General features: G+C 67.8%; 14 protein-coding genes, 1 other RNA gene and 1 pseudogene. 8 read left to right on the plus strand and 8 right to left on the minus strand.

Going from position 1 to position 12,399, the window contains the following annotated elements; all coding sequences use genetic code 11:
- Positions 1-87 precede the first annotated feature (87 nt).
- From rnpB to AB0M65_RS25555, 3 genes are all read right to left on the minus strand, one after another.
- An RNA gene (rnpB, locus tag AB0M65_RS25545) (RNase P RNA component class A) lies at positions 88-486 on the minus strand.
- A 14-nt stretch (positions 487-500) separates the two neighbouring features.
- Complete coding sequence (locus tag AB0M65_RS25550; protein WP_364032317.1) at positions 501-671, minus strand: hypothetical protein; 171 nt, start codon at positions 669-671, stop codon at positions 501-503.
- A gap of 156 nt (positions 672-827) precedes the next feature.
- Positions 828-1,331: a hypothetical protein gene (locus AB0M65_RS25555; protein WP_364032320.1), complete on the minus strand. Its 504-nt coding sequence runs from the start codon at positions 1,329-1,331 to the stop codon at positions 828-830.
- Here AB0M65_RS25555 and AB0M65_RS25560 point away from each other — a divergent pair.
- The 5 genes and pseudogenes from AB0M65_RS25560 to sfnG all read left to right on the plus strand — a co-directional run bounded on the left by AB0M65_RS25560 (position 1,318) and on the right by sfnG (position 4,895).
- Positions 1,318-1,569, plus strand: coding sequence for a hypothetical protein (locus tag AB0M65_RS25560; protein WP_364032323.1), 252 nt, complete (start codon positions 1,318-1,320; stop codon positions 1,567-1,569). The genes AB0M65_RS25555 and AB0M65_RS25560 overlap by 14 nt on opposite strands.
- 353 nt (positions 1,570-1,922) lie before the next feature.
- Complete coding sequence (locus AB0M65_RS25565; RefSeq protein ID WP_364032326.1) at positions 1,923-2,489, plus strand: sigma-70 family RNA polymerase sigma factor; 567 nt, start codon at positions 1,923-1,925, stop codon at positions 2,487-2,489.
- An 11-nt stretch (positions 2,490-2,500) separates the two neighbouring features.
- A complete protein-coding gene (locus AB0M65_RS25570) occupies positions 2,501-2,911 on the plus strand; it encodes a zf-HC2 domain-containing protein (RefSeq protein WP_364032329.1) in 411 nt (136 codons plus the stop codon).
- Positions 2,912-2,917: 6 nt separating this feature from the next.
- Positions 2,918-3,734: pseudogene (locus AB0M65_RS25575) on the plus strand (LuxR C-terminal-related transcriptional regulator); the annotation flags it as partial.
- A gap of 33 nt (positions 3,735-3,767) precedes the next feature.
- A complete protein-coding gene (sfnG, locus tag AB0M65_RS25580; RefSeq protein ID WP_364032332.1) occupies positions 3,768-4,895 on the plus strand; it encodes a dimethylsulfone monooxygenase SfnG in 1,128 nt (375 codons plus the stop codon).
- Positions 4,896-5,008: 113 nt separating this feature from the next.
- Here sfnG and AB0M65_RS25585 read toward each other — a convergent pair whose 3' ends face one another.
- The 4 genes from AB0M65_RS25585 to AB0M65_RS25600 all read right to left on the minus strand — a co-directional run bounded on the left by AB0M65_RS25585 (position 5,009) and on the right by AB0M65_RS25600 (position 9,550).
- A complete protein-coding gene (locus AB0M65_RS25585) occupies positions 5,009-6,745 on the minus strand; it encodes a hypothetical protein (protein ID WP_364032335.1) in 1,737 nt (578 codons plus the stop codon).
- A gap of 113 nt (positions 6,746-6,858) precedes the next feature.
- Positions 6,859-7,977, minus strand: coding sequence for a bifunctional RNase H/acid phosphatase (locus tag AB0M65_RS25590; RefSeq protein WP_364032338.1), 1,119 nt, complete (start codon positions 7,975-7,977; stop codon positions 6,859-6,861).
- The gene (locus AB0M65_RS25595; protein ID WP_364032341.1) at positions 7,974-8,711 is read right to left on the minus strand and encodes a C4-type zinc ribbon domain-containing protein; all 738 of its coding nucleotides are present in this window, start codon (positions 8,709-8,711) and stop codon (positions 7,974-7,976) included. Before AB0M65_RS25595 ends, AB0M65_RS25590 begins: the two co-directional genes overlap by 4 nt.
- Before the next feature lie 17 nt (positions 8,712-8,728).
- On the minus strand, positions 8,729-9,550 hold the full coding sequence (locus tag AB0M65_RS25600) for a Nif3-like dinuclear metal center hexameric protein (RefSeq protein WP_364032344.1): 822 nt from the start codon (positions 9,548-9,550) through the stop codon (positions 8,729-8,731).
- 31 nt (positions 9,551-9,581) lie between these two features.
- On the opposite strand from AB0M65_RS25600, the gene AB0M65_RS25605 reads away from it, so the two are divergent.
- The gene (locus AB0M65_RS25605; RefSeq protein WP_364032347.1) at positions 9,582-10,139 is read left to right on the plus strand and encodes a chorismate mutase; all 558 of its coding nucleotides are present in this window, start codon (positions 9,582-9,584) and stop codon (positions 10,137-10,139) included.
- Between the two features lie 143 nt (positions 10,140-10,282).
- Here the strand turns inward: AB0M65_RS25605 and AB0M65_RS25610 are convergent, their stop codons facing one another.
- Positions 10,283-10,600 carry a hypothetical protein gene (locus AB0M65_RS25610; RefSeq protein WP_364032350.1) on the minus strand — a complete coding sequence of 106 codons (318 nt, stop codon included), beginning with the start codon at positions 10,598-10,600 and terminating at the stop codon, positions 10,283-10,285.
- 130 nt (positions 10,601-10,730) lie between these two features.
- Here AB0M65_RS25610 and AB0M65_RS25615 point away from each other — a divergent pair, with 130 nt between their 5' ends.
- Both AB0M65_RS25615 and AB0M65_RS25620 read left to right on the plus strand, forming a co-directional pair.
- Complete coding sequence (locus AB0M65_RS25615) at positions 10,731-11,192, plus strand: low molecular weight protein-tyrosine-phosphatase (RefSeq protein WP_364032353.1); 462 nt, start codon at positions 10,731-10,733, stop codon at positions 11,190-11,192.
- 23 nt (positions 11,193-11,215) lie between these two features.
- Positions 11,216-12,037 (plus strand): SURF1 family cytochrome oxidase biogenesis protein, encoded by an 822-nt coding sequence (locus tag AB0M65_RS25620; RefSeq protein WP_364032356.1) that lies wholly within the window; start codon positions 11,216-11,218, stop codon positions 12,035-12,037.
- Positions 12,038-12,399 lie beyond the last annotated feature (362 nt).

The raw sequence follows: 12,399 nt of genomic DNA on the forward strand, positions 1-12,399 counted from the left end.
CGAGAAGTACATGAAGGCCCCCTTCCTTGCGCCTAGCGCAAGGAAGGGGACCTTCATGTACTTCATGTACTCACACCAGAAGAAGTACGGACGAGCCGGCGTGTAAGCCGGATCCTGTCCTCGCCTCGCCTTGCGGCTCCGCGAGTGGCGGCCATCCATCTAGGCCCGCCGTCGCCGACGGGCTCGAGCGGCCTACCCGCAGGCTCGGGCGGGCAGCCCTCGATCGCCTGCGCAGGAGCCTCGCGGCTCCCTCTTGACCTTGCTCCGGGTGGGGTTTACCTAGCCGTCCTGGTCACCCAGGACGCTGGTGGTCTCTTACACCACCGTTTCACCCTTACCTCCGCCCGCGAAGCGAGCGAAGGCGGTCTGTTTTCTGTGGCACTGTCCCGCGGGTCGCCCCGGGTTGCCGTTAACAACCACCCTGCCCTGTGGAGTCCGGACTTTCCTCGAACCGGTCTCCCGGCTCGCGGCCGCCCTGCCGACTCGTCCGTCGGCGAATCCTACTGCACCGGCGCGGGCAGGCAGTTCAGGTTGCGCTGCCCGTCGGGTTTGACGACGAACCAGGCGTGGTCGGTGCCCTGGCCGGTCCCTTCGCCGGGCCGGGCGTTGGCGAATTTGTAGAGTGGCCAGCCCGCCAAGGTCACCTGTTTGGCGCCTTCGGGACGTTTCACGATCCCCACGATCGCGGGACGGCGGTGAGCTGCGTACCGGGCGGAGCGTCCTCCGACGACGAAGGCGGGCCGCGCCGCGAAGGAGGCGGGACTCGCGGACTGGGGAGGGTTTCGGTGACCGGAGCCCCCGCCGTCAGTGCCGTCTGGTCCCTCTCGTCAGCCGCCTGCCACCACATCGCGGCCACGACGACGAGCATGGTCAACCGGGATCGGCGCATCGGGCGTCTCCGTTTCTCCTTGCTGGGTGACGGGGTTCTGCTCCGCGCTCTCGTTGGTCCAATGCAGGACGGCGGACGGGCTGACGACGGGCGAAGCCAGCGCGACGGTGTCGGTACCGAGCTTCGGGATGCCACCCGCCTGGATCCGCATGCCGTGTTGTGCGGACCAGAACCGCGGCACCGGCGCGAACGGCCGCGCCGCCTGCCACCCGGCCAGGAGATTCTCCGCGGCGGCCCGGCCCATCTCGACGGCGTTGAGCCAGTACTCGACCCGCCGGGGCGTCTCGTCGAAACGCGGGTTGGACCACTGGGCGACATCGCCCGCCGCGACGATGTTGCTCATCCCCAGCACGTGACAGGTCGGCGCGCAGACAACGCCGTCGTCGAGCGGCAGTTCGGCGCCACGCAGCCACGAGATCGACGGCACGGTGCCGACGGCCACGACGACGCAGGAGACGTCGAGGATCCAGCCGCAGCCCGGTGGCGGTGGTCTGCCAGCTGTCGATGGACGCGCCGAGCGCGAGCCGGACACCCCGCGATCGGTGCAGTGCCGAAAGCTTCTGCTCGATGTGCTTGCCGACGACCTCGCCGAGCAGGTTCTCGGACCGGCCGATGATGGCGACCTCGGCCGACTTCGCGCACTCGTCGCGCACTCCCGCGTTGTTCCGCCTGACAGCTGACCGGACCTTCCCACAAACCTGCCTGCCGCACCACCACGAGCATGGACGGGCGTTCCCACCCATATCACCAGGAAGGCGGTCACCACCCCGAGCAGTCGATAGATCATTTCACCCGTCCCCGTTCGAAAAGTGCCTCGTCAGGGGTATGGCGAACCGGAGCGGCCGGTTCGATCTCTGCCCGATCGATCCGGTGTGATGTGCATCACACGACACGTTTAGAACCGTTTATCGCCGCCATACGTACCGGGCGACTAATGGTAATTGGAGCACTACTGCACATAGCCTACGGCGATAGTCTGCGCTACGGTGAGCGAACCTGTGAATCCTCCACCGCTGGGGAGGTCGCGAACGTTATGGAAGCAGTGGGCAGAGGATGTCGGTTCGGCCGCGATCGGCAGGCGACCGAACTGTCCGGTGATCCTTCCGACAAGCTTATTTCGTTGCTATACAAGGATTTCCGAGATCCACTGTTCAATCAGGTCATGCAGCTGACCGGCCATGACCGACAATGGACGGAAGATGTGGTGCAGGAGACGTTGATCCGCGCCTGGCAGCATTCGGACACACTGAACCGGGAACCGGGAATGCTGCGCTGCTGGCTGATCACGGTGGCCCGCCGGATCGTGATCGACGGCTGGCGAAACCGGTGCGCGCGGCCTCAGGAGGTGGAGCCGGGCAGTTCCGAAAAAGCCGAAACAGCGGACAGGACGAATCAGTCACTGTCCGCACTCGTCATTTCCGAAGCGCTACGATATCTGGACGGCAAATACCAGGCCGTCATCTACGAGACGTATCTGACCGGACATACGGTCCGGGAGGCGGCGGTGATATTGGGAATCCCGGAGGGAACGGTCAAATCACGGCTGTACGCGGCTATGAAGACATTGCGACGGTCGTTAGGAGAGCTGGGTTCGCGATGAGGAAGCGAAAGGTGAAACACAGCGATGTCGCGGCCTATGTGCTCGGTGTGCTCGATCAAGCCGAGGCATACGCCTTCGAAAAACACTTGAAGGGCTGCGAGCGCTGCGGCCGCCAGGTCGCGGAGTTCACGTCGGTGGAGGACGCGCTGGCGAAGGCCGATCCGCGCTACCTGTCCCCCGGCGGCGGGGCCACGCGGCGGCCCGGCGCCTTTCTCGTACGGCGCTGCGGGCGGCTGTCGATGATCACGGCCAACCTGATCGTGGTACTGCTGGCGTGCGTCGTCGCGGCCCTGATGTCGTCGCACCGGGCAGGCGGCCGGTACCGGCGCGTCACGTCGGATACGGACATCGTGCCTCCCGCTCCTCTCGACGACTGCCTGGACGGTGGCTCTGACCAGCGATTACTCCCACTGCCGCAATGAGCGCAGCTGAACGACCCGGCGGCACAGCAGAGCCGTTCGGGACTGCTCGCACTCGATACCGTCCGGAGCGGGAAGTCGTCGGCGAACGCGGTCCGCCATTTCGGGGAGGCGTTGTCCGGCGAGCAGCCGGAATTGTTCGAGCAGCCGTATTTCTTCACACTCGCGACGGCCGTGCTCGCCGACGAAGCCGCCCCCACCGACCGGCTCTGCCAGGTTCTCGACACCAAACGCCTGCCGTGGGACTTCCACGTCCCGAAAGGCACCCTCGCCCGCGGGATCGCTCTGCAGGCGGGTGGCGACCTGGTGCGGGCGAGCGTCCACTACGAATCCCTGGTGCGGCAGTTCGCCGAACGCGGCGCCACCGACCTTTGCCCGGTGGCCATGCTGTGCGCGGCAAGACTGATCGATCACGGCATGCGTTTCCCCGGCTTCGCCCCCTGGCGCGCGCACGCCCCCCGTACCGCGCTGGCACTCGGGCGCGTCGACCGCGAAACTGGCGCTGGCCGAGGCGCCGACCGAACTCGGCGCGTTGCGGGCCCGGCACGGGCAGGGCGAGAAGGCGATCGCCACCCTGCGACTGCGGGACGCGCGGGCGAGCGCGGTGACGGCGAAAGACAACGAGCACGGGCTCACCGAACAGGAGTACCGCGTCGCGGTGATGGCGTCACAAGGTCTCACCAACCGGGAGATCGCCGAGGCGCTGCACCTGACCCGCCGCACCGTCGAACTGCATTTGTCCGGGACCTACCGCAAACTCGGGATCACCGGGCGTACCGAATTGAGTTCCGCGCTCGGCCGTTCCCAGCGCGTGGACGTCGATTGACGGATTCGGTGGGGCGGCGGTTCACTCCGCGGCATGCCGGGAATCGAATCCGAACCACTCAAATTCGCCTATTGGGTCCCCAATGTGAGCGGCGGGCTGGTCACCAGCGACATCGAGCAGCGCACCGACTGGGGATACGAGTACAACCGGGAACTGGCCGTCCTCGCGGAGAACAGCGGGTTCGAGTACGCGCTCAGCCAGGTCCGCTACACGGCCAGCTATGGTGCCTCCTACCAGCACGAATCGACTGGATTCAGCCTCGCGCTGCTGCTCGCGACGCAGCGGCTGAAGGTGATCGCGGCGATCCACCCAGGGCTCTGGCATCCCGGCGTGCTCGCGAAGTTCATCGCCAGCGCGGACGTGATCTCCGGCGGGCGTGCCGCGGTCAACGTGGTCAGCGGCTGGTTTAAGGACGAATTCACCAATCTGGGTGAAGCCTGGCTCGAACACGATGAAAGGTACCGTCGTTCGGAAGAGTTCATCCGCGTACTGAAAGAACTCTGGACGAGCGACCACGCCGAATTCAGCGGCGATTTCTACCGGATTCACGATTTCGACATCAAGCCCAAACCGGTCGGACGGCCGCATCCTGAGGTCTTCCAGGGCGGCAACTCCACCGCCGCGCGGAAGCTCGCGGGCCGGGTCTCCGACTGGTACTTCAGCAACGGCAAGGACTTCGACGGGTTCAGCGAGCAGGTCGCGGAAGTCCGCGGCTACGCGGCCGAGAACGACCACGCCGTCCGCTTCGGGCTCAACGGTTTCCTGATCGCGCGGGAGACCGAAAGCGAGGCGAAGGCGGTGTTGCGGGAGATCGTCGAAAAGGCGAACACCGAAGCCGTCGAGGGATTCCGCAACGCCGTCAAGCAGGCGGGAAGCTCCACTACGGACAAAAAGGGGATGTGGGCCGACTCGGAGTTCAAGGATCTGGTGCAGTACAACGACGGCTTCCGCACCGGGCTGATCGGCACGCCGGAGCAGATCGCGGACCGGGCCATCGAGTACAAGAAGCGCGGGGCGAACCTGCTGCTGCTCGGGTTCCTGCACTACCTGGAGGACGTCGAGCACTTCGGCAAGCACGTCCTGCCGGTGATCCGGGCGAAGGAGGCGGACCTGGAGCGAGGTGCCGCCACCCCGGAACCCCTCGCCACCTCCACCCCCTGACCCTCGCTCCCCCGCACGCAAGTAGTCCTCTGGTTCCTGGACGCAAGTAGTCCTCTAGTTGCGGTACTTGCGCGTGCAAGGACCGCAACTAGAGGACTAAACGCGGGGCAGGGTTACGGCAGGTAGACGGTCTGGCCAGGCTGCATGGTGGGACCGCAGTCCTTGAGCGGCCCGCCGAAGCGCGCCTTCTCGACGTCCGGCAGGGTCTTCGCGGCGTAGTCCTGCGCGGCCTTCAACTTCTCCGGGCTGGTGACGGCGTCCTTGCGCACGAAGTCGCCGTTGCGCAGGCCACCGCCCGGGTAGACGAAGATCGGCTCGTAGTCGCGGTCGATCCGCGGGTCGACGGTGATGCCGTTGCCCGCGGCCCACGGTCCCCACGAATGGATGAAAGTCGGCTTGACCTTGTCGAACACGTAGTCGCGCAGCCCTGGCATATCGCCCTTTTTGACGAAGTCCGCGACGTCGGACTCGACCAGCCCGGCCATGTCGACCAGATGCAGCCGGCTGGTCATCGACGAGCCGCCGAGGTCAGGCAGCAGGAGCGACGCCTGCTGAAGGCCGAGGATGTCGGCGATGGTGTTGAAACCGCGGCCGAAGCGGTCGGCGATGAGGCACGCGGGCACCGTCGGGATCTCCTGGAACCTCTCCGACGACGACGCGAACCCCATCCCGGACGGGATCGCGGCCGCCACCAGCACGAGCACCACGACGGTCCGCAGCACGGCACGCGAGCGACGCAGCAGTTCGCCGGCGGCGAGCGTGCCTGCCAGCGCGGCGAGGATCCAGATCGGGGTGGCGAACCGGTGCTGGCCCATCCAGTCCGGCACCATCACGCCGTAGGCGATGATCCCCAGCGCCAGCGGCGTCATCAGCGCGACCAGGCTGCGCCGCCAGTCCGCGCGGATCAGCGCGTAACCAATGGTCAGCGCCAGCAGGATCGTCCCGGCGACACCGGCGTAGCCGACCAGTTCGAACGGTTGTTTCAGCGCCGAAAGGCCGGGCAGGCCCTGCCCCTTCGCGATGGACGGGTTCGCCAGCAGCCTGCCGAACTCCGCGATCCGCCAGGCGAGGTACGCACCGAACGGGATCGCGAACGCGACCACGGACACCACGATGAACTTGACGCTCCGCCCCAGCAGCGGTTTACGCAGCTGGAACAGCACGACCAGCGGGTACGCGGCACCATAGATCAGGCCTTCGGGGCGGGTCAGCGCGGCGAACGCGACCAGCACCCCGGACCAGACTGCGATCTTCGCGGTGAGCACGGCGTCCTTGCGCACGGCCACGAACAGCAGCACGGCGAGCCACGCGACCGCCATCCCGAACAGCGAGTTCTCCAGACCGGAGACGGTCCAGATGACGAAGGACGGGATCGCGGCCAGGGTCAGCCCGACGACCAGCGTCGCCAGCCAGGCGAAGCGCTTGAAGACCTGCTTCGCCGCGACGTGGCACGCGGCCAGCGTCCCGGCGGTGAACAGGAACCCGAGCAGTTTCGGGAACAGGACGTAGTCGGGGAGGCCGAACAGCATGCCGCTGTCGAAGACCCCGACGAGCTTGCCGACCGCCAGCAGCACCAGCCAGGTCGAGTTCGACCAGCCCTCGACCGACGGCTGCCCCGGCTGCAGCACCGGGCCGATGCCGTCGGCGAAGCTGCGCGCGTAGGAGAAGGTGATGGCCGCGTCGTCGACGATCCAGTGGCCGTAGAGCGTGGAGTGCCAGGCGATGGCCGCCACCCCGGCGAGTACCGCCAGGTACGGGGCGATCCGGGCGGCCAGGCCACGACGGCCCGGCGTCTCCGCCGGGTCGGGCACGTCTTTTTCGGAAGCTTCGCTGAGTGCGCTCGCCGTCATGTCCCCGTCTTCGCCTTTTCGCTCACGTGCCCGTCGCCGAAACTGTAGCCAATACCCCATCGGCCACCCACGACACGTCATATCCAGGCGTGATCCGCGCCACATTCACCGCGTCAGGAAAGATGCGAGATGTCGTTCACCAAACGCACCGACGCGTTGCCGTCCGGGTAGAACTCGACGATCGACAGCGAAGCCAGGTCCAGATGCAGGCGGAACAGCAGCGACGGCCCGGCGTCGAGGCCCATCCGGAGCAGCGCCTTGATCGGCGTGACATGGCTGACCAGCACGAGCGTCCGACCGCCGTACCGCGCGATCAGCTCGTCGCGGGCCTTGCGGACCCGGCGGTGCACGCCGTCGAAGCTCTCCCCACCCGGCGCCGCGATGGAGGTGTCCGAGAGCCACTCGGTGTGGAACTCGGGATCGCGGTCCATGGCCTCTTTGAAGGTGAGGCCTTCCCAGTCGCCGAAATCGGTCTCGATCAGGCCGGGATGCGTCTCGACGCGGCCACCGAGCGCGTCCGCGATCGCCTGCGCGGTCTGCTGGGTGCGGATCAGCGGTGAGGCGATGATCGGCACGGCTTCGCCGTCGACGACCAGGCCCTCCATCGCGCCGAGGCGTTTCGCGGCGGCGGCCGCCTGCTGCTTGCCGTGCTCGGTGAGCGGAACGTCGCCGCGGCCCGAGTAGCGCCTCTCGACCGACATCGCCGTCTGGCCGTGCCGGACGAGCAGCAGTTTGGTCGGCGTCTCGGTGGCGCCGGTCCAGCCGACCGGGCTGATCCTGTCCTGCTTCACGGCCTTCGGCGCTTCGGGCAGCTTCCCGCCGTCACGCCCGGCGTCCATCGCCTCGTTCGCGAGGCCGTCCGCGTGCGAATTCTCCGCACGCGGGATCCATTCGTAACGCACGCGCGAAAAGCGGCTCGCCAGTTCCTTCGCCTCGGCGTTCAGTGGCTGCATCGACGGGTGCTTGACCTTCCAGCGCCCGGACATCTGCTCCACCACGAGCTTCGAGTCCATCCGTACGTCCACTGTGGACGCTCCGAGCTCGGCGGCCGCGGCGAGCCCGGCGATCAGGCCGGAGTACTCGGCGACGTTGTTGGTCGCGATGCCGACGTAGGCCTTGCGCTCGGCGAGCACCTCGCCGGTTGCCGCGTCCTTGACCACCGCGCCGTATCCGGCGGGCCCCGGGTTGCCCCGTGAACCGCCGTCGGCCTCGATGAGCACGTGCTCCGTCACAGGCCGGACTCCAGTGTGCGCACCAGGATGGCGTCGCAGTTCTCGCACTGGATGACGTTGTCCTCGGGGGCGGCCTTGATCTCGCCGATCTCGCGGCGGTCGATGTCGAGCTGGCAGGCACCGCAACGGCGGGACCGCAGCAGTGCCGCGCCGATGCCCTTCTGCGCCCGGACCCGCTCGTAGAGTTTGATCAGGTCTTCCGGGAACCGAGGCAGGAGCTTGGCGCGGTCTTCGTCGCGGCGTGCCTTCGTGGTGTCGAGGTCGGTGAAGTTCTCGTCGCGGCGGCGGATCGCCTCGGCGACCTCGCCCTCCGCCTTCGCCACCTCGGCGCTGGTGCGCTGGGCGTCGAGTTCGAGTGCCTCACGGCGTTCCATCAGTTCGAGCAGGTCGTCTTCGAGTGCGGCCTGGCGCCGGTTGAGGCTGTTCAGCTCGTGCTCGATGTCGGTCATCTGCTTCGCCGCGACGGAACCGGATTCGAGCAGCTTGCGGTCGCGGTCCCCGCGGGCGCGCACCGACTCGATCTCCTTCTCCTGGCGGGCGACCTCGCGGTCGAGGTCGGACGCCGACGTCTGGACCGAGACGAGCGCGTCACGTCGTTCGCGCGCCAGCTTCTCGCCGGCGTCGATCTCGGCGAGTTCGGGCAGGGTGCGACGGCGGTGCGCGGTACGCGAGAGTTCCGCGTCCACCTTCGCGAGTTCGAGCAGCTGGCGCTGGACGGCGGGGTCGGCCTTCACGGTGCTCCTTGTGATTCTTAGTGCTCGGTTCGGGTGGCCCGTAGCGTCCACGGGTCGGTGCACCGCGTGGAGACGTGAACGTCGACGTTACCCGCAAACGCGGCGCGGACGACGGCCGAGGCTTGCTCGCACCACGGCCATTCGCTCGCCCAGTGCGTGACACCGACCAGCGCGGGGACCCGCGTGATCTCGGCGAGGTGTTCACCGGCGGGATGATGCCGGAGATCGGCGGTGACGTACGCGTCGACTCCGGCGGCCGTGGCACGCTTGAGATAGCTGTCGCCGGAGCCACCGGAGACCGCGACGCGGCGGATCGGGCGGTCCGGGTCACCCGCGCCGTAGACGCCGGGTTCCGTACGCGGCAAGGCATTCGCGACCCGTTCGACGAAAACGGAGAACGGTTCGGGCTCGGCCAGTTCGCCGATGCGGCCGATCCCGGTGACGCCGTCCTCGCGCGGGTCGAGCGGGCCGAGGACGGTCAGGCCGATGGCTTCGGCGAGCGCGTCGGAAACGCCGGGCGACGCGGAATCGGCGTTGGTGTGCGCGCAGTAAAGGGCGACGCCGGCGCGGATCAGGCGGTGCACGAGGCGGCCCTTGGTGGTGTCGGCCGGGACGCCGTGCACGCCGCGCAGCAGCAGCGGGTGGTGCGCGACGATCAGCCGCGCGCCGCCGGAGATCGCTTCGTCGACGGTCTCGTCGACCGGGTCGACGCAGAACAGGACCTTGTCCACGTTCTCGGCCGGGTCGCCGCAGACCAGTCCGACGGCGTCCCAGGATTCGGCGAGTTCGGGCGGATACGCCTGCTCCAGGGCGGCGATGACTTCGGCTAGCGCGGGCACCCGGGGATTTTCGCATGTAGCGTTCCCGGACATGCGACTTCGGGTGTCGATCTTCGCCGTGGTGTTGCTTTTCGTGGGACTGCCCGCGCCCGCTTCGGCGTCTTCGGGCTTCTGGACGCTGACCGATCTCGCCGCGCGACGCGTGGAAATCGCCGACAAGGTCGCGGCCGCGAAGTTCGGCACGCCGTCGCCGATCGACGACCCGGTGCGCGAACAGCAGATCCTCGACTCGGTGGCGGCGAAGGCACCCGGGCTCGGCCTCGACGCGGACGGCGTGGTGCGGTTCTTCCGCGACCAGATCGAGGCGAACAAGATCGTGCAGCGCGGGCTGTACGCGCGCTGGACCGCGCACCCCGGCTCGCGGCCGCCCGAACGTCCCGACCTGGCGACCGAGGTCCGGCCGGTGATCGACCGGCTCAACGCGGGCCTGCTCGCGGAACTCGCGGCGACCTCGGACGCGCGGGCACGGCCGCCGTGCGACGTACGGCTGGCGGTCACGGTGCGGCTGGTGGACGCGCGTCACGACCTGGACCGGCTGCACTCGGGCGCGCTCGGAGAAGCCGTCCGGTCGGCCTGCGCCCAACCCTGACCGCCGGGGGAGCAAGGGACCTTTGCTATCACTTGGCCCGCTGACCTGCGAAAAGAGAGCAAGGGACCTTTGCTATCGCCCCAGCGCCCGGGTCACCTGCGGAAAGAGAGCAAGGGACCTTTGCTATCGCCCCGGCGCCGGGGTCATTCGAGGGCCTTCGCGTCCTTGTTGACCGCCCATCGGCCGGCGGCGCGCATCACGCGGCCCGTCCAGAGCATCGCCCGGTACGCCTTCGGCTGATCGGGGGCCTCGGCGTGGTCGACCTGGTAGGGCGCGACGGACGAGAGGGACCGGAGGTGCAACGGCATCCTGGTCATCGCCTCTTTCGGCGATCTCGCCTGGACGAAACGGTGCTCCGAGAGGATCCGGCCCGGCTCGTAGGGGTGCGGCTGCTTGACGGTGATGCGATACCAGCGGAGCCCGGTTGCCGCGGACTCGACGGTGGGTGTTGGTGCGCTCATACGCGACCTTCCTGCGTGTTTCTCTCCAGGAGGTCTACTCCCGCTTCGCCCCGGCTTTCCAGCTTCGCGCGCCCGGTAGCCGTTCGGAGCCGGTGAGCGGTCGATCTCGCCCGGCCTTCACACTGATCAGGTGCTGAACATCGTCTTCGTCTGTTCCGGCAATATCTGCCGCTCGCCGATGGCCGAGCTCGTCTTCCGTGCGAAGGTCGAGGAGGCCGGGCTCGACAAGGTCGTGGAGGTGTCCAGCGCGGGCACCGGCGGCTGGCACGTCGGCGAGGCCGCCGACAAACGGGCCCGCGCGAAGCTGGCGGAACACGGCTACCCCACCGGTCACGTCGCGGCCGAGGTCGACCGCGGACATCTCGCCGCTGACCTGCTGCTCGCCGCGGACGAGAGCCACCTCTCGTTCCTCCGTCGCCAGGCGCCGGACCCGTCGAAGGTCCGCTTGCTGCGCGAGTTCGATCCGTCCGCACCCGAAGGCGCCGAGGTTCCGGACCCGTATTACGGCGAAGATGACGGTTTCGAAGACGTCCTCGGCATGATCGAGCGAGCCGTTCCGGGCCTGCTCGACTGGGTGCGCGCACACGCCTGAGGCCGACCGCTTACCGTGGTGGGGTGCGGTTGAAGTTCCTGCTGCGGCCCGGATGGCTGGCGTTGACGTTGGTGGTGTTCACCTTCGCCGTCTGCTGCTTCACCCTGCTGGCGCCGTGGCAGTTCTCCCGCGACTCCGAACGGGTGCACCAGAACGCGGCGCTGCGGGAGTCTTTCTCCGGGCAGCCGAGGTCGCTGGACGAGCTGCTCCCCGGTGGCGCCGTCCCTGATCAGCGCACCGAATGGCATCTGGTCGCGATGAAGGGCACGTACCTGCCCGAGGGCGAGGTCGTAGCGCGTCTGCGGTCCGTACAGGGCGAAGCGGCCTTCGAGGTACTCACGCCTTTCCGGACCGTTGAAGGCACCGTCGTCCTGGTGGACCGCGGGTACGTGCGCCTCGACTCGAAGTCGCGCGTCCTCCCCTTCACGGCGCCTCCTACCGGGACGGTCGACATCGTCACGCGGGCACGTCACGACGAGAAGGACGGAAAGAACCGCGACGCCTTCGCCGACGAGTCGACCGGCGGACAGCTGCAGAGCTACGTCGTCGATTCCCAGGTCGTCGCGCGCGCCGCGAAGCTGGACATCCGGCCGGGCTACTTCCAGCTCGACGTGGAGCAGCCCGGCGTGCTGGGCGCGCTGCCGCTGCCGCAGACCGACGCGGGACCGTTCTTCTCCTACGCGCTCCAGTGGATCGCGTTCGGCGCGATGGCATTGATGGGCTGGCTGTACTTCACCATCCGCGAGCTGAAGCCGGGCGGCGCGCTGACCACGGAACGGCCGCAGCGCCGCAAGAGCGTCGCGCAGATGCTGGCCGAGGACGAACGTTCCGAAGTGGCTACCTGATCCGACGGGAAACCGGCCTTTTTATGAGTACATTTCGCGTGCTTATACGCGCTCATGCTGATTTCCCGTGGGACGCCGCTCACGATGACGCCGAGCGGAAGGCCTGGCTCTCCGGACACGACTTTGGCCAGCTGATCGCCGGTGGCAAGCGACGGTCCGGGGGACGCCCTTGCCCGGGCGCAGCCGGCCCGGCGGGAGCGATAGCAAAGGTCCCTTGCTGTCTTTTCGCAGGTCGGAGCCCCCACGTGATAGCAAAGGTCCCTTGCTGTCTTTTCGCCTCCGGCTGCGGAGGTACAGGGATTGCCGTGCGGGACTGTGTGGATTGTGGATCATCCAACGCGCCGAAATCCACACGGTGACCG

The organism is Amycolatopsis sp. NPDC051071 (assembly GCF_040682875.1).
Lineage (GTDB): Bacteria > Actinomycetota > Actinomycetes > Mycobacteriales > Pseudonocardiaceae > Amycolatopsis.